Origin of the sequence: Sphingomonas sp. Leaf10 (assembly GCF_001421245.1) — a bacterium.
Lineage (GTDB): Bacteria > Pseudomonadota > Alphaproteobacteria > Sphingomonadales > Sphingomonadaceae > Sphingomonas.
This window is the reverse complement of the sequence record NZ_LMKE01000001.1, coordinates 610,191-630,299: the sequence shown is the minus strand read 5'-3', so window position 1 is coordinate 630,299 and position 20,109 is coordinate 610,191. Positions and strand designations below refer to the sequence as shown.

At 66.0% G+C, this 20,109-nt stretch carries 15 protein-coding genes; 7 read left to right on the top strand and 8 right to left on the bottom strand.

Annotation, left to right across the window (positions count from 1 at the left end; genetic code table 11):
- Positions 1-58: 58 nt before the first annotated feature.
- On the bottom strand, positions 59-1,135 hold the full coding sequence (locus ASE59_RS02960) for a mechanosensitive ion channel family protein (RefSeq protein ID WP_056451781.1): 1,077 nt from the start codon (positions 1,133-1,135) through the stop codon (positions 59-61).
- A 127-nt stretch (positions 1,136-1,262) separates the two neighbouring features.
- Between ASE59_RS02960 and gyrA the strand changes: the two genes are divergently transcribed.
- Both gyrA and ASE59_RS02950 read left to right on the top strand, forming a co-directional pair.
- Positions 1,263-4,046 carry a DNA gyrase subunit A gene (gyrA, locus tag ASE59_RS02955; protein WP_056451779.1) on the top strand — a complete coding sequence of 928 codons (2,784 nt, stop codon included), beginning with the start codon at positions 1,263-1,265 and terminating at the stop codon, positions 4,044-4,046.
- On the top strand, positions 4,043-4,387 hold the full coding sequence (locus ASE59_RS02950) for a DUF952 domain-containing protein (RefSeq protein WP_056451777.1): 345 nt from the start codon (positions 4,043-4,045) through the stop codon (positions 4,385-4,387). Before gyrA ends, ASE59_RS02950 begins: the two co-directional genes overlap by 4 nt.
- Before the next feature lie 131 nt (positions 4,388-4,518).
- Here ASE59_RS02950 and ASE59_RS02945 read toward each other — a convergent pair whose 3' ends face one another.
- Positions 4,519-4,950, bottom strand: coding sequence for a DUF488 family protein (locus ASE59_RS02945; RefSeq protein ID WP_056451775.1), 432 nt, complete (start codon positions 4,948-4,950; stop codon positions 4,519-4,521).
- A 104-nt stretch (positions 4,951-5,054) separates the two neighbouring features.
- On the opposite strand from ASE59_RS02945, the gene trmFO reads away from it, so the two are divergent.
- The gene (gene trmFO / locus ASE59_RS02940; protein WP_056451773.1) at positions 5,055-6,380 is read left to right on the top strand and encodes a methylenetetrahydrofolate--tRNA-(uracil(54)-C(5))-methyltransferase (FADH(2)-oxidizing) TrmFO; all 1,326 of its coding nucleotides are present in this window, start codon (positions 5,055-5,057) and stop codon (positions 6,378-6,380) included.
- Here the strand turns inward: trmFO and ASE59_RS02935 are convergent.
- The 4 genes from ASE59_RS02935 to ASE59_RS02920 are packed head-to-tail and all read right to left on the bottom strand — an operon-like array spanning position 6,367 to position 10,734.
- Entirely contained in the window at positions 6,367-6,618 is a 252-nt protein-coding gene (locus tag ASE59_RS02935; protein WP_056451771.1) for a DUF3325 family protein, read from the bottom strand. The genes trmFO and ASE59_RS02935 overlap by 14 nt on opposite strands.
- Positions 6,615-8,201, bottom strand: coding sequence for a PepSY-associated TM helix domain-containing protein (locus ASE59_RS02930; RefSeq protein ID WP_056451769.1), 1,587 nt, complete (start codon positions 8,199-8,201; stop codon positions 6,615-6,617). The genes ASE59_RS02935 and ASE59_RS02930 overlap by 4 nt, the downstream gene beginning before the upstream one ends.
- Entirely contained in the window at positions 8,198-8,506 is a 309-nt protein-coding gene (locus tag ASE59_RS02925) for a hypothetical protein (RefSeq protein ID WP_056451767.1), read from the bottom strand. Before ASE59_RS02925 ends, ASE59_RS02930 begins: the two co-directional genes overlap by 4 nt.
- Positions 8,503-10,734 carry a TonB-dependent siderophore receptor gene (locus ASE59_RS02920; RefSeq protein ID WP_056452782.1) on the bottom strand — a complete coding sequence of 744 codons (2,232 nt, stop codon included), beginning with the start codon at positions 10,732-10,734 and terminating at the stop codon, positions 8,503-8,505. Before ASE59_RS02920 ends, ASE59_RS02925 begins: the two co-directional genes overlap by 4 nt.
- Before the next feature lie 141 nt (positions 10,735-10,875).
- On the opposite strand from ASE59_RS02920, the gene ASE59_RS02915 reads away from it, so the two are divergent.
- Positions 10,876-11,502 carry a hypothetical protein gene (locus tag ASE59_RS02915; RefSeq protein ID WP_056451765.1) on the top strand — a complete coding sequence of 209 codons (627 nt, stop codon included), beginning with the start codon at positions 10,876-10,878 and terminating at the stop codon, positions 11,500-11,502.
- Between the two features lie 41 nt (positions 11,503-11,543).
- Here ASE59_RS02915 and ASE59_RS02910 read toward each other — a convergent pair whose 3' ends face one another.
- Positions 11,544-13,499 (bottom strand): sialate O-acetylesterase, encoded by a 1,956-nt coding sequence (locus ASE59_RS02910; RefSeq protein ID WP_082458041.1) that lies wholly within the window; start codon positions 13,497-13,499, stop codon positions 11,544-11,546.
- Between the two features lie 88 nt (positions 13,500-13,587).
- Positions 13,588-14,343, bottom strand: a complete 756-nt coding sequence (locus ASE59_RS02905) for a FadR/GntR family transcriptional regulator (RefSeq protein ID WP_082458040.1) — start codon at positions 14,341-14,343, stop codon at positions 13,588-13,590.
- Between the two features lie 337 nt (positions 14,344-14,680).
- Between ASE59_RS02905 and ASE59_RS02900 the strand changes: the two genes are divergently transcribed.
- From ASE59_RS02900 to ASE59_RS02890, 3 genes are all read left to right on the top strand, one after another.
- Positions 14,681-16,201 carry a glycoside hydrolase 43 family protein gene (locus tag ASE59_RS02900; protein WP_056452776.1) on the top strand — a complete coding sequence of 507 codons (1,521 nt, stop codon included), beginning with the start codon at positions 14,681-14,683 and terminating at the stop codon, positions 16,199-16,201.
- On the top strand, positions 16,198-18,084 hold the full coding sequence (locus ASE59_RS02895; RefSeq protein WP_056451761.1) for an NPCBM/NEW2 domain-containing protein: 1,887 nt from the start codon (positions 16,198-16,200) through the stop codon (positions 18,082-18,084). The genes ASE59_RS02900 and ASE59_RS02895 overlap by 4 nt, the downstream gene beginning before the upstream one ends.
- A 285-nt stretch (positions 18,085-18,369) precedes the next feature.
- Positions 18,370-20,010, top strand: coding sequence for a glycoside hydrolase family 43 protein (locus tag ASE59_RS02890; protein WP_056451759.1), 1,641 nt, complete (start codon positions 18,370-18,372; stop codon positions 20,008-20,010).
- Positions 20,011-20,109 lie beyond the last annotated feature (99 nt).

The window sequence follows — 20,109 nt, the reverse complement described above, 5'->3', positions numbered from 1 at the left end:
CCCGTGAGGCACGGTGCCGCCCGCCAACCAGCCTACCCACCCCCCGACCCCTCCCTTGTCAGGGAGGGGAAATTTCGCGTCCATCCAGCGCCACCCGCCGCCGCGGCAGCGCCTCCGGCATTTCGTCGCGAATATAGGCCAGCATCCCCTCGCGCAGCGAACAGCGCAAGTCGAACGCGCGGGCGGCGTCGGAGGCGGTGGCGAGGATGCGGACCTCGATCGCGTCGGGCTTGGTATCGGTCACCTGCAACACATGGGCGCGCCCGTCCCACAGCGGATCGTCCTTGACCAGTTCCTCGAACTTTTCACGCAGGCGCGGAATGTTGGTCGTGGGGTCGAGCCAGAAGAACGCCGATCCGAGCAGGCCGCTGGTGGTGCGGGTCCAGTTCTGGAAGCTCGATTCGAGGAATTTCGATACCGGCACCACCAGTCGCCGCTCGTCCCACAGGCGGACGACGACATAGGTCAGGCGGATTTCCTCGATCCGGCCCCATTCATTCTCGATGATGACCACGTCGTCGATGCGGATCGGTTCGGTGAACGCCATCTGCACGCCGGCGATGATGTTCTTGAGCGCGGGCTGCGCGGCGGCACCGACGGCGAGGCCGGCGAGACCCGCCGATGCCATCAGCGTGACGCCGATCGATCGGATGCTGGGGATCGACAGCAGCATCAGGCAGACGGTGATGAAGCCGATGGCGATGATCGCGATCCGCCCCAAAATGGCACTGCGCGTCCGCCGCCGCCGGGCGCGCAGATTGTCGGCGACGGTGATGTCGGTGGCGACTTCGATCGCTTTTACCGAAGCGCGGATCATCGCGATCGCGAACCACCCCATCAGCAGCGGGACGATCAGCCCGGCGACCTGCGTCCACAGATCGTCCCAGCGTTCGGGCAGGCGCAGCGGCCGGCGGACGCTGGCCAGTGCCATCGCCACCAATATCCAGCGCATCGGCCGCCACGCATGGTCGACATAGACGTCGTCGACCGATCCCGGGGTCCGTTCGGCAAAGCGTTGCAGCAAGCGGAACAGGACCGCGTGCAGCAACAGCGCCGCCAGCACCGAGCCGGCGACCGTGGCGAGATCGGCCGCCGCCGGGGGCAGCGTGTTCAGAAACCGTTGTACGTCGCGCATGGGCGGGCAACCTTTTGCGCCGCAGCATGTTCCGGGCACCCGCCGAACGGAGCCGCAACGCTTGGCTTTCGCGACCCGAGCGGCTAGGTTGTCGCCCAACCGAAACATTCCCCGAAAGCATCGAACTTTGACAGACGCGACGCTGATCGCCGACCCATCCGATATCGCCCCCATCTCGATCGTGGACGAGATGCGGTCGAGCTATCTCGACTATGCGATGAGCGTCATCGTCGCCCGCGCGCTGCCCGATGTGCGTGACGGGTTGAAGCCGGTGCATCGCCGCATTCTCTATTCGGCGCAGGAAAGCGGCTTCGTCCCCGGCAAGGCGTATCGCAAGTCGGCGCGCATCGTCGGCGACGTGATGGGTAAATACCATCCGCATGGCGACACCGCGATCTATGACGCATTGGCGCGTATGGCGCAGCCATGGTCGATGCGGCTGCCGCTGATCGACGGTCAGGGCAATTTCGGATCGATGGACCCCGATCCGCCGGCCGCGATGCGCTATACCGAGGCGCGCCTTGCCAAGTCGGCGATGGCGCTGCTCGACGATCTCGACAAGGATACCGTCGATTTCGTGCCGAACTATGACGGGTCGGAACGCGAGCCGGCGGTGCTGCCGGCGCGCTTCCCGAACCTGCTGGTGAATGGCGCGGGCGGGATCGCGGTCGGCATGGCGACCAACGTGCCGCCGCACAATCTGGGCGAAGTGGTCGACGCCTGCCTCGCTACGATCGACCGCCGGGTCGAGGGCGGGGAGCCGCTGACGCACGAGGAACTGTGCGAAATCGTGCCGGGGCCGGATTTCCCGACGGGCGCGCTGATGCTTGGTCGCGCCGGTGCGCGTGCGGCCTATGCCGGTGGTCGCGGGTCGATCATCCTGCGCTCGCGCCACACCGTCGAGGCGCGTGGCGAGCGGCGCTCAATCGTGCTGACCGAAATCCCGTTCCAGGTCGGCAAGTCGGGGCTGGTCGAAAAGATCGCCGAGGCGGCCAAGGACAAGCGGATCGAGGGCGTCAGCGACATTCGCGACGAATCGAACCGCGAAGGCGTCCGCATCGTCATCGACCTGAAGCGCGATGCGACCCCTGACGTGGTGCTCAACCAGTTGTGGCGGCATACCCCGGCACAGTCGAGCTTTGCCGCTAACATGCTGGCGATCCGGGGCGGGCGCCCCGAGCTGCTCAACCTCGCCCAGATCATCGACGCGTTCGTCGGCTTCCGCGAGGAGGTCATCACCCGGCGGTCGAAGTACGAACTGGCCAAGGCGCGCGAGCGGGCGCATCTGTTGCTGGGTCTGGTGATCGCGGTCACCAATCTCGACGAGGTGGTGCGGATCATCCGCGGGTCGGAAAGCCCCGCCGCCGCCCGCGCCGCCTTGCTGGCGCGCGAATGGCCGGTCGCGGAGATCGCACCGTATCTGAAACTGGTCGAGGCGGTCGAAGCCGACACGACCGGCGACGTGTATCGCCTGTCCGACCTGCAGGTCCGCGCGATCCTCGACCTGCGGCTGCATCGCCTGACCGCGCTTGGCCGGGACGAGATCGGCGAGGAACTGAAGGAACTGGCCGGTTCGATCGGCTATCTGCTCGACATCCTTGCCAACCGCGCGAAGCTGTATGCGGTGATGCGGCAGGAGCTGGTCGACGTCCGCGCCGAATTCGCGACGCCCAGGCGTACCGAGATCGCGGGCGCCGCCGACGGCATCGACGACGAGGACCTGATCGAGCGCGAGGAGATGGTCGTCACCGTCACGGTGCAGGGTTATATCAAGCGCACCCCGCTCGACGCGTTCCGTGCGCAGAAGCGCGGCGGCAAGGGCCGTGCAGGGATGTCGACCAAGGATGAGGATGCGATCACGAACCTGTTCGTGACCAGCACGCATACCCCGGTGCTGTTCTTCTCGACCGCGGGCAAGGTGTACCGGATGAAGGTGTGGCGCCTGCCCGAAGGGGGACCGGCGACGCGCGGGCGGCCGATGGTGAACCTGCTGCCGCTGGCGGCGGGCGAGACGATCTCGACCGTCCTGCCGCTGCCCGAGGACGAAGATCGCTGGGCAGACCTGCACGTCATGTTCGCGACTGCCAATGGCACGGTGCGGCGCAACTCGATGGACGCGTTCGCTAACATCCCGACTGCGGGCAAGATCGCGATGCGCTTCGACGACGATAGCGACGATCGCCTGATCGGCGTGGCGCTGCTGACCGAAACCGACGACGTGCTGCTGGCAACGAAGGCGGGCAAGGCGATCCGCTTTGCCGCGACCGACGTGCGCGAGTTTCAGAGCCGGACGTCGACCGGCGTGCGAGGCATTTCGCTCGGCACGGGCGACGAGGTCATCTCGCTGTCGATCCTCGGTGGGACGCCGTTCGATGTCGAGCAGCGTGAAGCGTACCTGAAGGCGGCACCTTGGAAGGAAGGCGAGCGTGAACGGACGCTCGACGACGAAACCATGGTTGCGATGGAGAAGGTCGAGGAGTTCATCCTGACCGTCACCGCCAACGGCTTCGGCAAGCGCACCTCGGCGTACGAGTATCGCCGCACCGGTCGTGGTGGTCAGGGGATCACCAACATCGTCACCTCCGACCGCAATGGGCCGGTCGTGGCGAGCTTCCCGGCGCATAATGGCGAGCAGTTGATGCTGGTGACCGATCAGGCGAAGCTGATCCGCACCACCGTCGGCGACATCCGCGTCGCGGGCCGCAATACGCAGGGGATCACGATCTTCCGCGTCGGAATGGGCGAGCAGGTCGTGTCCGCCGCCAAGATCGACGAGGACGAGAACCCCGAGAACGAAGCCGAGGCGATCGTCGCCGAGGAACGCGCCGCGATGCCGCCGGTTGAGGGCGACATCATGGTCGATGACGGGACCGGTCCCGACACGATCAGCGAAAAGGATATCGAGGAATGAAGCCTGCCACCGCCTTCAAGGTGCTGACCGCCGAGCAGATGGTGGTGCTGGAGGCGGGCAGCTTCGACGGGGCGGCGGTGGATCTGGCCGACGGCTATATCCACCTGTCGACCTTCGACCAGTTGACCGAGACCGTCGACAAGCATTTCGCCGGGCAGGACGCCCTGCATGTGGCGGAGGTCGATCTCGATGCGCTCGGTGAGGCGGTGAAGTGGGAACCGTCGCGCGGCGGGCAATTGTTTCCGCATCTGTACGGACCGCTGCCGCTGGAGGTGGTGGTGGCCTATGGGCCGTTGCACCGCGATAATGCGGGGCAGGTACAGCGGCCGGTTGCTGGATAAATCCTCCCCATTCATGGGGAGGGCGACCGTCGCCGAAGGCGATGATGGAGGGGTTGGCCGCGAACGAACCGGTCGAGGAAGCCCCCTCCACCAGCCTGCGGCGGTCCCCCTCCCCGCGGAGCGGGGAGGATTTAGGCGTAGAGTTCTACTATCTCCGCCCCCTGCCCTACCGCTTCAAGTAGCAACGTTCGGTGGCAATGTGCCGGTTCGCGTTCGAAGCAGAGCAGCGCCGACGGCATTTCCGCCGCGAGGCCGAGCATGATCGCCGCCTGCGCCTGCGCCTCGGGCAGTTCGAGTTGCTCTTCATACACCGCGCGCAACGTCGCGACGTCGCCCTTCTTCGCCGCGTCACGCCCGCGCTTGGGCGTGCCGAGCGCTTTCAGATGCACGTAATCGATCCCATGCGTCGCCAGTTCGGCTGCCAGCGACGACTTCGAGAAGCCCGGCCGACGTGACAGCGGCAGTGCCCGCACGTCGATCACCCGCCTGACCCCGGCCGCCTGCAACGCCGTCACGAATTCGGCCACCGTCACCGCTTCGTAACCGATGGTGTAGATTTTCATGCGCCTTCCCTTCGTCGTACTTCCCCAACGCGTAACCCAATAAATCGACGGTCCGTTTCGTACGTTCATTGCCGGTTGGGCTTGTCCGGCCTAGACGCGCCGACATGCAGTATGACGTTCACATCATCGGCGGCGGGCTCGCCGGGTCCGAGGCCGCGTGGCAACTGGCACAAGCCGGGGCGAAGGTTCGCCTGTCGGAGATGCGCGGCGGCGGCGACAGCACGCCCGCGCATCAGGGCGACGATCTGGCCGAACTGGTATGTTCGAACAGCTTCCGTTCGGACGATGCCGAATCGAATGCGGTCGGGCTGCTCCACGCCGAAATGCGCGCGCTGGGATCGCTGATCATGGCGAAGGGCGACGAGCACAAGGTGCCGGCGGGATCGGCGCTGGCGGTCGATCGCGACGGTTTTTCCGCTGGCGTCACCGCCGCGCTGGCCGCGCACCCGAACATCACCATCGTCCGCGAACGGATCGATACCCTGCCCGATAGCGGCATGACGATCGTCGCCACCGGTCCGCTGACCGCACCTAGTCTTGCCGGCGATATCGGCAGCGCGACGGGTGCGGAGGCGCTCGCCTTCTTCGACGCGATCGCCCCGATCGTCCACCGCGATTCGATCGACATGCAACAGGCGTGGTTCCAGAGCCGCTGGAACAAGGGCGACGGCAAGGACTACATCAACTGCGCGATGAACCGCGAGCAGTATGAAGCCTTCCACGCCGGCTTGATATCGGGGGAAAAGGCCGAGTTTCGAGAATGGGAAAACGTCCCCTATTTCGAAGGGTGCATGCCGATCGAGGTGATGGCCGAACGCGGGCTGGACACGCTGCGCTTCGGACCGATGAAGCCGGTGGGCCTCGACGATCCGCGCACCGGGCGCTGGCCGCATGCGGTGGTGCAGTTGCGGCAGGACAATGCCAGCGGCACGCTATGGAACATCGTCGGGTTCCAGACCAAGCTGAAGCATGGTGAGCAGGTCCGGCTGTTCCGCACCATCCCGGGCTTGGAGAATGCCGAATTCGCGCGACTGGGCGGGCTGCATCGCAACACCTTCATCCGTTCGCCCGAATTGCTCGACCCAACGCTGCGGCTGAAGGCGCGACCGCATCTGCGCTTTGCCGGACAGATGACCGGCTGCGAGGGCTATGTCGAAAGCGCGGCGGTCGGATTGCTGGCCGGACGCTTTGCCGCGGCCGAACTGGCCGGGCGCAGCGTCGCGCCGCCGCCGGTCGAAACGGCGATGGGCGCGCTGTTGCATCACATCACCGGCGCGGCGGTGGCAGAGACCTATCAGCCGATGAACGTCAATTTCGGGCTGATGCCGCCGATTCCCGGCCGCACGAAGAAGGCCGATCGCAAGAAGATGTATACGTCGCGTGCGCGCAATGCGTTCGAACCCTGGGCGAGCACACTTACGGTCGAGTGAGGTTGAGCACGAGGAAACTCGCGCCCGCCCCCAGCATCAGCAGCCCGGTCCCGCCGATCGCGCCATAGACCGGCCCCCATGCCGCGAAGGCCGCGACGAAGGTAGCGACGACCAGCGCCCAGCCGCCGCGCCGCCGCCACTGGCGATCGACGCCCCGCCACCGGTCGCGATGGCGGTCGCTGGCGAGTGCCAGCAGCGCGAAGGCGGCGAGTGCGGTCAACAGTGCGATCAGGATCATTCGGCCGGTGCCCAGTGTGCGGTGTCGATCGATGACGTGGGACGTGCCGTCCGCCGCCGCGCTTTCGGACGGTAGCGATGCACCCGCCACGCGGCGAAGCCGAAACCGGCCCCGAGCGCGAGGAACGTCAGGTCCGCCCCCGCCAATACCCAGTCGCCCCGCGCGATCGCGGCAGGAAGACCGGTCGGCATCGCGATGATGTCGTAGAGCGGCAGCGCGATCAGCAGCACCGCCTGCAACGTCAGCAGTTCGACCCATGCCCGCGCCGGTTTCCGTGCCAGCGCATACAGGAACAGCGCCGCCCAGCCAGCGAACATCACGTTCACCTCGGCATCGGCGCGGGCCTCGGTCCCAACAGGCAGCAGGCGGTTGGCCCAGAGGTACAGCGTCATCGCGATCGGGAAACCGGCGATGAAACCGACATTCAATCGCTCGACGATGCGGAAGCCGAGGTGCGGATGGGCGGGATCGGGCAACCGCTCGCGCCGCTTCACCGTCCACAGCACCAGCCCGCTCGCCACCATCAGCGATCCGGCGATGCCGCACAGGAAATACAGCCAGCGCATCGGATAGTCGCCGAACCGCCCGGCATGCAGCCCGACCATCACCCCCTGCGTCTCGACCGCGCCGCCGGGCGGCGGGGCGCGCCAGACCAGCCGCCCGGTCACGCCATCATAGGCGAGCGCCGGGGTCCGCGCCGACAGCATCGACGTGCCCGACTGGGTGAGGGTGATGCGTGCAGCCGCATCGCCGGGGTTGAAGACGGTGACATAGCCGACCTTGCCGCCCAGCCGCCGTTCGGCATCGCGAAGCACGGGGCCGAGCGGGGTCAGCGGTGCCGGGCGCTCGGTCCGCTCGACCGCCGGAGCCTCGGGAAAGACGGCGGCAGAGAGCTTGGCCGGATCGTCGTAATTGGCGACGATCGCCCATGGCATCAGCATCGCGATCAGCGTGAGCAGCCCGGTATAGGTGATCATCAGGTGGAACGGCAGCGCCAGCACCGCCGTCGCATTATGCCCGTCGAGCCAGCTGCGCTGCCCCTTGCCCCGGCGCAGCGTGAAGAAGTCGCGGAAGATCTTCTTGTGGGTGACGATCCCGGTGAAGATCGCGACCAGCATGAACATCGCGGCGATGCCGACCAGCCAGCGCGCCCAGAAGACCGGCATGTAATGCAGGTCGAAATGGAACCGGTAGAAGAAGTCGCCGCCACGGGTTTCGCGTGCGGTCCCCTCCTGCCCATCGCTGCCGATAAAGGCGCGGGTATCGCGGCGACCGCGGCGGCGTTCCTCACCGGGCTTCGCCTGCGGCACCCAGAAGACGTCGCCGCCGGCGCTCTCGGCGCCGGGTACGGTGATGAACCAGCTCTGCGCATCGGGCGCGCGGCGCTCGAGGAAGGCGACGGCCCCCTCGACCACCCGTTCGCGACTGGCGATCGGTGCCAGTTCGGGCCGTGCCCAGCGGTTCAGCGCCTCCCGCCAATAAGCCGACGTGCCCGCCACGAAGATCGCGAACAGCAACCAGCCGAGCAGCAGCCCCGACCAGGTGTGCAGCGTCGATTGCGACTGGCGAAATCCCTTGTTCATATTCGCCCCCAGATGGCGACCGATCCCCAGGTGATCGCACCGGCGACCGCGCCCGCCACGACCAGCGTCCATAGCGCCCGCCAGCCGCTGCGCGCGGCATAGGCCCACATCGCAGCCAGCGCGCAAAGCAGCAGCGCGATCAACGCCGCCGCCATCGTCGTCTGCACCGGATCACCCGGCAGGATCCGGGCGAGTGCCATCGCCCACAGACACGCGACCGCATAACCGACCGGCATCGCCGCGATCAGCCGCAGCGCATTATCGGCCAGCCGCCGCCACAGGATATGCCGGGCCGGTGCGATCAAGGGAAATTGACCCGCAGGCTGGCAAACACGGTACGCGGGCTGCCGTAATAATTGCCGCGCCCGGTCGACGAAATGCGCGCGTAATAAGTGCGGTCGAACAGGTTGTTGACGTTCACCGCCAGCGACAGATTGTCGGTGATGCGGTATCCGGCGCGCAGATCGGCGACCGCATAGCTGCCCTGTCGCACGATCGTCGACGGCGTGCGCAGCGTGCCGTTGGCGTTGAATGCCGGCGGGTTGCCGCTCCACGTGCTGTCGAACCACGTGACGCCCGCGCCGACGCTGGCCCCAACCAACGGACCGTCGCCCGCTTCGTAATTGGTGAACAGCTTGACCATATGCTCCGGGATCACCGGCAACAGGCTCAATCCTTCGAGCAACGGATTGGCCTCCTCCAGATATCTGGTGCGGGTGAAGGTGTAACCGCCGTTGACGCGCCAGCCGGGCAGGATCTCGCCGCTCGCCTCCGCCTCGATACCGCGCGCCCGGACCCGACCGATCTGATAGGTCAGCGTCGGTTCCTCGGGATCGTTGAACAGTCGGTTGCGTTGCGTGATCTGATACACCGCCGCCGACAGTAACAGGCGCTTGTCCATCAGCGACAGCTTGGTCCCGGCTTCATATTGATCGCCGACCAACGGCTGGATCGCGCCGCCGCCGGGCAGGCTGCGGCCGACCGGCGGCGCCTGCGGCGTGAAGCTGTCGGCATAGCTCGCGTACAGGTTCAGGTCGTCGGTCACGTCCCACACCACCCCGGCATAGGGCGTGAAGCGTTCGTCGAAGCTGTAGCGCGTCGGCAGCGGGATCGCGCCGTTGGCGACGCGGGTCGTGGTGACCGTCGTGTCCCACCACGTCATGCGTCCGCCGCCGACCAGCGTCAGGCCCTGTACCGGGCTGAGCCGCATCTGCCCGTACAGGCCATATTGTTCGACCTCGGTCTCCGACCCGCCATATACCTGCGTGACCGGACCGTTCGGCCCTTGGAAGGCGGGCAGCGGACCGTACGGATCGAGCGGCGGCTCGGCCGGCGAGACGGGGTTGAAGACGTTGATGCGTGCATAGTTGGACAGGCGGGTGAAATCCGACGTCGCCGAACTCGCCTGATAATCGGCACCCACGATCAGCGTCTGGTCGCGGCCGAATGCCGGGAAGCTGCCGACGCCGTTGAAGTCGAACGAGCGCGTCTGCATCGCGCTGTCACCGCGATAGGCGATGTGGTTCGTCGTGCCGCCATTGGCCGGCGTCACCGGCTGGTTGCCGATATAGCTGTAGATATCGATGCGATCGACGTCGGCCAAGAGCCCCGTCGCGCGCAGCGTCCAGCGGTCGCTGATCCGGTGCGCGATTTCGACGAAGCCCGACCAGCTTTCAGAGCGGAAGCGGTTCCAGTCGGCACCGAGATAGGTCGAACGATCGACGTCGAGCAGCCGGCCGTCGCTGCCGTCCGCGCCACCGACATAGCCCGGCAACCCGGACTGGATCGCCGGTTTGAACAGGTCGTAATTGCCGCCGACGGTCAGCGTCGTGTTCTCGCCGATCTCGGTATCCGCCACGCCGAATGCCGCGAAGCGATAGCGATGGGCGATGTCGAAGAACTGATCCTGATCCTGCGCCATCGCCCCCAGCCGCAGGCCGGAACGATCGTCGAGCGGTGTCGACACGTCGACCTCGGCGCGGAGGTTTTGGAAACTGCCATAGCCAGCCAGTGCATTGACGGTGAAGGTATCGAACGGCCGCTTGCGGACCAGATTGATGCTGCCCGCCGGGTTGCCGGCACCGCTGAACAGGCCGGCCGGCCCTCGCAGCACCTCGACCCGGTCGTACAGGAACAGATCGGGCACCACGGCCGGAAAGCCGAAGGCAAAGGTGGGTACGCCGTCGACCAAGTAGTTGTTGATGGTGAAGCCACGCGACAGATAGGACGGGTCTTCGCTGCCGATCCCGGTCACCGTCACGCCATTGGTGACAGTCAATGCGTCTTCCAGGGTGAACAGGTTGCGCTGCTGCAACTGCAACTGGTCGATGACGGTGATGGTGTTCGGCACGTCCTTCAACGGGGTGACGGTCTTGCCGACCGCCTGCCCATAGCTCTTGCCGACGACGATGATCTCTTCGCCACGTTGCGTATCCGCTTCCTCTTCCGGAACCACCGGTTCCGCCAATCCCGGAACCGCGATCAACATCGCCAGGAGCCCCGCCAGCGTCGTCGTGCGTACCAGACGCGTCATCATTCCCCCTTTGCGAGTCATTTTCAATATGGCTCGCCCTAACGGCACGAATTGGACAATGCAACGCTATTGCGACCTACTCTCATTATAACTATGCGGAATGGGTGCTGGCTTTAGATGCCGGCGATCGGGAGAAAAGACATGCGAACGCTGGCCCTTATCCTCGCACTAGCCGTGCCGGCCACCGCCGACGCACATGAAGTGTGGGTGGAGCGCGATGCCAACGGGCCCGCCCGAATCTATCTGGGCGAGCCTGCCGAAGCGCTGCCGCCCGGTGGCGATCCGGAGTTCAAGCGGCTGGTCGCACCGCGGATCGTTGGGCAGTCGAATGTCCAGCTACAGCGCAAGGCGGGCTATCTCGAGGCGGCAGTGCCCGCCGGCGACGTTCGCGTGATCGACGATTCGGTATTCGCGCCCTGGGGTGAGGACGGCGCAAAGGAAGGCGTGGCTTATTATGCGCGCGCCGGTCGCAGCGATATCGCGACGCGGATGCCGTATGAGATTGCGCCGCTTACGTCCGGCGGCAACCGCTTCGCGTTGACGAAGGGCGGCAAGCCAGTTGCTGCGGCAAAGATCACCCTCATCACGCCCGGGCGCAAAAGCGTCGAACTGACCGCCGGCGCGGACGGCGCGCTCGCGGTACCGATCGCGGGCAGGGGGCGCTATCTGCTGACCGCCGCCCAGGCCGAAACCGGCAAGCTGCGCGTGGCGGCCGGAGCGGTCGACAAATTGCATCACATCGCGACGACCAGTTTCGTCGTCGAATGATCGGTCGGGCGGCGGGATCCTCACCCGCCGCCCGCCTCAATTCAAAGCACCGGCAGTTCGAACGGCGCGGCCGGCAGGTCGGCGCCGTCGAACAGGTTGACGAACGGCGCGTCGGCCCAGGCATAGCGGACCTTCGTCACCTCCGGTCGCCCCGCGCCGGGCAGGACGATAGTGTCACCCTGCACCCGCGCGTCGACATAGGTGCAGTTCGTGCCGGCACATTGTTCGAAGCCGATCGCCCCCGCCCCGCCATAGCGTTGCAACCCGCCGGTGACGTTGCGGAAGCGGACGACGATATCGCCCCCTTGCCGCACCGCCTCGGCCGCTTCGGGACCGCTGCGCAAGCCCGGCTGGCCATAGGCCACGACGCGCGCCAACCGGGCGAGGCGTTCGCCGATGACCGTCTTCTGCGCGGGGTGAATGTCGAACCGATCGCCGACATCGATCGTGACGGCCAGCCCGGCATGCTCATCGGCCGCGACCGCCTGCGCCTGCGATTGGCGTAGTGCTGCCCAACCGGACTCGCGCGGCGCGGTCGCGGGCTTGCCATATCCGGTCAGCTGGACGACGAAGAACGGCAGTTCGGGCGCGGCGAACGCGCGTCGCCAATCACCCATTAAGGTCGACATCAACCCGCGATAGGCCGCTGCCTGTCCGGTATTCGATTCGCCCTGATACCACGCCGCCAGTTTCAGGCCGTAGGGTGCGATCGGCGCGACCATGCCGTTATACAACGTCGTCAGGCTGTTCGGCACGTCCCACGGCGCGGGAGCGACCGAACCGTCCTTGATCGCAGTGCCGATCCGGTAGCGCCACGGCCCCGACAGCGGCACCGCGCCGCCATCCGACAGGCCGATCGAACGGATGCTCATATCGGTGAAGCGCCCGTCCTGTTTGGGGCCGAAGGTGCGGATCGCGATCACGTTGCGCCCCGCGCGCAGCAGGCCTGTGGGCACGCCATAATTGCGCCACGCCCAATCGACGCTGCCGCCGCCGACGAAGCGCCCGTTGACATAGGTTTCGTCATAACGCCCGATCGGCCCAAGCCGCAGCGTCTGCGCAGCCGCGACCTGCGCCGGTGTCAGATCAACGGTGGTCCGCAACCAGACGACACCGCCCAGCCGGTCGCGATCGGCGGCGGGCACTTGTTCATACTGCGCGGGCACCGTCGCCCATTTGCGATCATCATAGTCGGTGGCGCGGAACGCGCGCTCGGTCTTCGCCGCCGGATCGAGTGCTTCCCACGCCTTTTCCCGCCGTGTCCCGTCGGCAGCCGTCGCCGCCGCCGGATCGCGGTCGAACATCGCGATCGCGTTCAGCCCCTCGGTAAAGCCCGGCTGCGTCGCCAGCGCCGGTGCGCTGATCCAGCTTTCGATGCGGGTGCCGCCCCATTCGGACGCGATGAACCCCATCGGCACCTTTTCGGTCCCGCGCAGCGAGCGGGCCATGAAATAACAGACCGCCGATGCGTCGCCGACCGCCTCCGGCGTGACGCTGCGCCAGTCGACCCGCTTGGCAAGGTCGCTGGCAGGCGCGGTCTTGCTGCTGTCGGGGATAGTCGTGAAGCGCAGCGACGCGTCGTTGGCGGACGGGATCACCTCCAGTCCGGTCGCGTGCTTGACCTGGAATTCCATGTTCGACTGTCCGCCGCACAGGAATACGTCGCCGATCATGATGTCGGACAGGCGCTGTGCGGGTGCCGTGCCGCTGCTGACGTCCAGCGTGTAGGGGCCGCCCGCCGGCAGCGCCGGGAGCGTCGCGCGCCATTTGCCGTCGCTGCCGGTTTGCGCCGTTACGCTGCGATCGTTCAACTTGACGGTGACCGACGTGCCGGGCGCGGCGTTGCCCCAGATGGCGATCGGACGGTCGCGTTGCAGCACGGCGTGGTCCGCAAAGATATTGGCGAGCGCCGGTGCCACCGATTGCGCATGGGTAGTCGTACCGCAAACCAACGCCGCCGACAACGCGCAGCCTGCCAAAGCCCGAATCGAACGCATAACCCCTCCCCGATTATTGTGAGCGCTACCATGCAACAGCCGCGCGGGCGGCGCTACCGTCGCGTTCGCACCATCCGGGGGCGTCGCATCACATCGCCGTGCGGGTATCCTCCAGCGCCAGCGACACCAGCGCGGTCATCGCCTCCTCCGCCGCCTTCGTGTCGCCCGCGACGACCGCCTCGAACACGCGGGTATGATCGGGCACGGGATCGCGGGGCAGCGCGCGCTGACGCTGCTTGAACTGCGTCGTCCAGTTGACCGCCGCACCGATGCTGGCGCTCAGCGCCACGAACGTCTCGTTATGCGTGGCGTAGATCAGCGCATCGTGGAAATCGCGGTCGGCGGCGCGTCCCGCTTCGGTCGCCAGCGTATGGCGCCGCATCCCGCCCAGCGCCGCGCGCAACGCCTTGATATCGTCCTTGTCGCGCCGCTCCGCCGCCAATCGCGCCACCGCCGGTTCGACGACCGCGCGCAGTTCGAACAGACCGCGAATGAACGCGATGTTCGGCTCGCCCTCGAACGCCCAGGCAAGCACCATCGGGTCGAGGAAATTCCATCGCCGCCGGGGCAGCACCCGCGTGCCGATCTTTGGCCGGCTTTCGACCAGCCCCTTGGCCGTCAGTACCTGCACCGCCTCGCGATAGGCGCTGCGCGATACGTCCAGCGCCTCGGCATTGGCGACTTCGCCGGTCAGCAATTCGCCCGGAGCGATCCGGCCGGACACGATGGCGGTGCCCAGATAATGGGCGACGGCACCGCGCAGCCGGCGGCCCGATCCCTTGCGGGCCGGGACGGCGGGTTCGTCCGACAGCGCGTCGGCCACCTCCTCGTCGATCTCGGCCATGTCGACATCGTGCCCCTGTTTCGTGCTCACCCAGCTTCCCTCGCCATCACTGTCGACGCTGCGGCCGCCAGCGCTATGTACAAGTAATGGGCCGCTGTTCGATACCGGATCGATCGTCGGCGGCGATGCTACGGACCCGAACCCCCGCCGTCAAATCAAGCGGTACACGCTCCAGCCGGCACCACACTCTTGCCGATCGGGCAATACGTTAACGCTACCACGAACGACGTTGACGCGCCGCCGCGGGATGAATACCCAGACAATAAACGGCCGCAAGTCGCCGGATGGGAGAGCGATTTTGGCTACGGGATCGATCTGGGCGGGGTTGTTCGCCGCCATGGCAACGTTGGCCGTCAGTGCGCCAGCCCAAGTATGGCGTGCGGACCAGGGCGATGGCAGCTACCGAAACCCGATCCTCTATGCCGACTATCCCGATCCCGACATCATGCGCGTCGGCAGCGATTATTATTTGGTCACGACGACCTTCGCCAATGCGCCCGGCCTGACGCTGCTCCATTCGAAGGATCTGCTGAACTGGCAGATCATCAACCATGTCGTACCCCGGCTGGACGACCGGCCGGAATATAATCTGACGGGCGGAAAAAATGCCTATCGCCGGGGGCTGTTCGCGGCCAGCCTGCGCCATCATGCCGGCACCTTCTACATCGTCGTGACGCCGGTCGGACAGAATAGCCGCATCTATCGTACCCGCGACCCGCGCGGCACATGGACGATGAACGAGCTCGACCGGGCGGCATTCGATCCGGGCCTGTTCATCGAACCCGACGGCACCGGCTATATCGCCACCGCGATCGGATCCGACGGCACAACGCGGCTGCTCAAGCTCGACCGCGATTTTCGCAAGGTCGTCGACGATCGCAAGATTCATTACAATGCCGGGGCGGAAGGGTCGAAGATCATCCGTCGCGGCGATTATTATTACATGTTCAACGCGATCCCGCGCCGCCTGGGTCTGACGGTATCGCGGGCGAAGAGCCTGTACGGTCCATGGGAAACCCGGCCGCAGATCGACGACAAGAGCGGCGGCCATCAGGGTGCGCTGGTCGATACGCCGGACGGGAACTGGGTCGGGTTCGTGATGATCGATTCCGGTTCGATCGGCCGGATGACGAACCTCAGCCCGGTTTTCTGGCGCGACGACTGGCCGGTCTGGGGTACGCTCGACGCGCCCGACCGGGTGCCCGAGCGTGCAACCAAGCCGATCAAGGGCTTCCCCTTTGCCGAACCTGCGACCTCCGACGGTTTTTCCGGGTCGAAGCTGGGGCTGCAATGGCAATGGAACCACAACCCGGTCGATGCGCGCTGGTCGCTGACGGAGCGGCCCGGCTTCCTGCGGCTGCGGCCCACCCCGGCGGCCGGCTTCTGGACCGCGCGCAACACACTGGTCCAGAAGGCGCAGGGGCCGCGCAGCCGGGCGGAGGTGAAGTTCGACATTGCCAACATCCGCAGCGGCGACCGCTGCGGCTTCGGAGCCTTCGGCCAATATAGCGCGACGCTGGCGGTGACCCGCGATGCGAAGGGCGCGGCGTCGCTGGCGATGGACCTGATCGAAAGCACCGACACGGGTCCGAAGATCGACAACCGGGTTGCTCAACAGCCGATTGCCGGACGCAATTTGTGGATGGCGATGGACCTCGATTTCACGACCAACCGGGGCAGCCTGTCGTATAGCAGCGACGGCAAAAGCTGGCGACCGATCGGCGGCGATTTCCCACTCGCCTTCGCATGGCGGACCGGCACGTTCCAGGGCGAACAGATGGCAATCTTCTGCTATAATCCGGCACCCGGCGCCGGTTTCCTCGACATCGACAGCTTCACCTTGAAGGCCGCCAAGTGAAGCGGTGGCTGCTCGCCGGCATCGCCGCGCTATTGCCGGTCGCCGCTGTCGCGCAGGATTTGCGTCCCACCGCTCGCTGGAGCGCGAATACCGAAGGGCGGGCGCAATTGCCGCCGATGGGTTGGAACAGCTGGAACGCCTTCTACACCGATATCGACGAGGAAAAACTGCTCGCGTCGGCCAAGATCATCCTCGACACCGGGCTTGCGAAGAAGGGCTATCGCTACGTCAACATCGACGACGGCTGGTGGTTGCAGCGGCGTCAATCGGACGGCCGGGTGCTGATCCGCACCGATACCTTTCCGTCGGCCCGCACTGCCGATGGCGATACCAGCTTTCGTCCCCTGACCGATCGGCTGCACGCCATGGGGCTGAAGGCCGGAATCTATTCGGATATCGGTCGCAATTCCTGTGGTCAGGTGTTCACGTCGAATATGCCGAACCAGCCGCAAGGTACGGTATCAGAACGTGAAATCGGTCTATATGGCCATGTCGACGGGGATATCCGGACCTATTTCGCCGAATGGGGCTTCGATTACATCAAGGTCGATGGCTGCGGCATTCGCGGCCTGGGACCGGACAGCGCGGCGGTGCGCGCCGGGCGGCACCGGGTGTTCCCGCCGCTGGTCGACGTCGACTCGCTGGGTCGCACCGATATCCCGGCCACCCGCAAGCTGTACGAGGATGTCGCGAGCGCGCTGCGACGCCATAACCCCGATGGCGATTACATCCTCTCGCTGTGCCTGTGGGGTGCGGCCGACATTCGGTCATGGGGTCGAAATGTCGGCGGGACGTCGCGGACAAGCGAAGACATTTCGGCAAGTTGGAGCCGGATGCTCCATAATCTCGATAGCACCGCGCGTCGTCCGCTCTATGCCCATCCCGGTTCATGGAACGATCCCGACATGCTGTTCGTCGGCACCGGCGAGTTCGACGCCAACCATCTGATCGAAGCCCGGTCGCACTTCACCCTATGGGCAATGGTCAACGCGCCGCTGCTGATTGGCTATGACCTGCGCAAGGCGACGCCCGAATTGCTCGCCATTCTTGGCAACGAACGAGTCATCGCGCTCAATCAGGATGCAGCGGGCAATCAGGCGGTACTCGCACATGATAGCGATGACGTGCAGATCTTCGTCAAGACGCTTGCCGACGGTGACAAGGCGGTCGCGATCCTCAACCGGTTGAACCAGCCGGTCGAGGCGGTGCTGACCGCCGAACATCTGAAGCTCGTCGGCGATGCCGATATCGACCTGACCGACCTGTGGACCGGCGCTGCCTCGCGCTTCCGGGGCGAACGCAAGCTGCAACTTGCGGCCCATGAGACGCTAGCCTTCACCGCCCGCGGCAAGCGACGGCTGCCCGATGGCCTCTATCTGTCCGAAATGCCCGGCCGGGTGAACCCGGCGATCGACGGAGTCGTCGTGCCCGAGGTCGAACCGTTGATCCATCGCGGCATGCTGCCGTGGCGCAGCTCGCGCGGCGATGGCGAGCGGCCGCGCTATGGTGGCTGGGGCGGCGCGCAAGCCGACAGCACACCCTATGGCGAGACGGCGGGCGTTGCCGGGCGCCGCTTCCACACCGCGATCGGAGTACTCGCCAACTCGCGGATCGAGGTCCGCAACACGACCGCGCGCCGCTTCACCGCGACGGTTGGCGTCGACGACAGCGCGCGCGACCGACGCTTCCCGGTCACGTTCCGCGTCTATGGCGACGGTCGGCTGCTCGCCTCCTCGAAACCGCTGCGCTTCGGCGAAGCTGCAACACCGATTGCCGCCGAGGTGGCCGGCGTCAAACTGATCGAACTGGTCGCCGAGGGCGAGCGCGATGCCCGGTTCAACGATCCCGTGGTTTGGGGCGACGCCGCGCTACTCGACAAGTAATCGCAATTCTCAAGGGGGGCGGCATGACGACAGGCGGGATGACACGGCGCGGACTGACCGGCGCGCCGGGCGCCGGCGCCATTACCGAAACGCAGGCGCCTTCCACCATCGATGTCCGTTGGCACGAACCCGATGCTGGCTAAGCTGAAACGCCAAGTCCGTGGTTTGTGGGCACGCCGCGACCCGGCACCGCCACCGTGTGGGTCGAGATCGACCTGCCGCCGCACGGTGCCGGCCTCTACCGCCTCGATACCTGACCTCATCCCTTTCCGACAGGAACAACCGATGCTCCGTATTTTGATGACCGGACTGGCACTGGCCGCCAGCACCGCCGCATTGGCCGAACCGGCCCGGTTCAGCCGCTTCACCTATGAAGGCCGCAGCGTCGAGCGGGCGACGCCCGGTCCCGATCAATATCGCAACCCGATCCTGTCGGGCTACTACCCCGACCCGTCCGTCACCCGCGTCGGCGACGACTATTATCTCGTGCTGTCGTCCTTCGCCCATTATCCCGGGCTGCCGATCTTTCATTCGAAGGATCTGGTCAGCTGGACTCAGATCGCCAACGCGATCAGCCGCCCGGAACAGCTCGACTTCACCGGGCGGCGCGTGTCGCAGGCGGTGTTCGCGCCCGATATTTCGTATCACGACGGCACCTTCTACATCGTCAACACCTGCGTCGAGTGCAAAGGCAATTTCGTGATCACCGCGAAGGACCCGAAGGGGCCGTGGTCGAACCCGATCTGGCTGCCGTTCGAGGGCATCGACCCGTCGATCTACTGGGAAGGCGACCGCGCCTATATCGTCAACAATCGCGCGCCGAACGAGCCGCCGCGCTATGACGGTCACCGCGCGATCTGGGTGCAGGAATATGACTGGCGTGCCGGGAAAATGGTCGGTGAATCGACCCAGCTCATCAACGGCGGCGTCGATATCAGCAAGAAGCCGGTGTGGATCGAAGGCCCGCATATCTTCAGGAAGGACGGCTGGTATTATCTGACCGCGGCCGAGGGCGGGACCAGCGTCAACCATTCGCAGGTCGCCTTCCGTTCCAAATCCTTGCGCGGGCCGTTCACTCCGTGGAGCGGCAACCCGATCCTGACCCAGCGCGACCTGCCGGGCGACCGCACCGATCCGGTATCGGCGGCGGGCCATGCCAAGCTGGTGCAGACCCAGAATGGCGACTGGTGGGCGACCTTCCTCGCGGTGCGTCCCTATGGTGACGATTATTACAATATAGGGCGCGAGACGTTCCTGCTGCCGGTGACGTGGAAGGATGGCTGGCCAACGATCCTGCCCGCCGGACAGCGCGTGCCATTCGTCGCCACCCGCCCGAAACTGCCGCGCCAGCCCGCGCCGGAGCTGCCGACCAGCGGCGATTTCGGTTATGTCGACGAATTCGACGGCAATACGCTCGCCATGCAATGGATCGGTGTGCGTACCCCCAAGGCGTCGGTCTACCGCGTGGCCGGCGGCGAGTTGCTGATCGACGGCGGCGCACCGATTGGTGACCTGAACTGCGTGCCCGGCTTCGTCGGTCGCCGCCAACAGCATCATATCGCGACGATGGGCACGACCGTCGCCTTCACGCCGCGGCGCGACGGCGACCGTGCCGGGCTGGCGGCGATGCAGAATGACGAGAACTATCTGTTCTTCGGCATCACGCGGCTGGACGGCAAGCGGGTCGTTGCCCTCTACACCCGGGACAAAGGGGGCGAACAGTTGGTCGCCGCGACACCGATCGAGGGGGCCGCGCCGGTCACACTGACCATCCGCGCCGACCGTGGTACGATGGGGTTCGACTTTACCACAGGCGGCACGAAGCGGACGCTCAAGACCGACGTCGATGTCCGCTTTCTCAGCACCAAGATCGCGGGCGGCTTCGTTGGCACCGTCGTCGGGCCCTATGTCTGGCAGGCGAGATAACAGGAACGGATGCGGGGTGCGCCACACCGGCGCTCCCCGTTTTCGAAAGACCGGTTCGGTACCGAACACAAAGAAAACCCCGCCGGACCGTTGGTCAGG

Excerpts from the sequence above, each read along its gene's own strand:
- ASE59_RS02960 (WP_056451781.1), bottom strand. The coding sequence starts at position 1,135 with ATGCGCGACGTACAACGGTTTCTGAACACGCTGCCCCCGGCGGCGGCC.
- ASE59_RS02950 (WP_056451777.1), top strand. The coding sequence starts at position 4,043 with ATGAAGCCTGCCACCGCCTTCAAGGTGCTGACCGCCGAGCAGATGGTG.
- ASE59_RS02945 (WP_056451775.1), bottom strand. The coding sequence starts at position 4,950 with ATGAAAATCTACACCATCGGTTACGAAGCGGTGACGGTGGCCGAATTC.
- trmFO (WP_056451773.1), top strand. The coding sequence starts at position 5,055 with ATGCAGTATGACGTTCACATCATCGGCGGCGGGCTCGCCGGGTCCGAG.
- ASE59_RS02935 (WP_056451771.1), bottom strand. The coding sequence starts at position 6,618 with ATGATCCTGATCGCACTGTTGACCGCACTCGCCGCCTTCGCGCTGCTG.
- ASE59_RS02930 (WP_056451769.1), bottom strand. The coding sequence starts at position 8,201 with ATGAACAAGGGATTTCGCCAGTCGCAATCGACGCTGCACACCTGGTCG.
- ASE59_RS02920 (WP_056452782.1), bottom strand. The coding sequence starts at position 10,734 with ATGACGCGTCTGGTACGCACGACGACGCTGGCGGGGCTCCTGGCGATG.
- ASE59_RS02915 (WP_056451765.1), top strand. The coding sequence starts at position 10,876 with ATGCGAACGCTGGCCCTTATCCTCGCACTAGCCGTGCCGGCCACCGCC.
- ASE59_RS02910 (WP_082458041.1), bottom strand. The coding sequence starts at position 13,499 with ATGCGTTCGATTCGGGCTTTGGCAGGCTGCGCGTTGTCGGCGGCGTTG.
- ASE59_RS02905 (WP_082458040.1), bottom strand. The coding sequence starts at position 14,343 with ATGGCCGAGATCGACGAGGAGGTGGCCGACGCGCTGTCGGACGAACCC.
- ASE59_RS02900 (WP_056452776.1), top strand. The coding sequence starts at position 14,681 with ATGGCAACGTTGGCCGTCAGTGCGCCAGCCCAAGTATGGCGTGCGGAC.
- ASE59_RS02890 (WP_056451759.1), top strand. The coding sequence starts at position 18,370 with ATGCTCCGTATTTTGATGACCGGACTGGCACTGGCCGCCAGCACCGCC.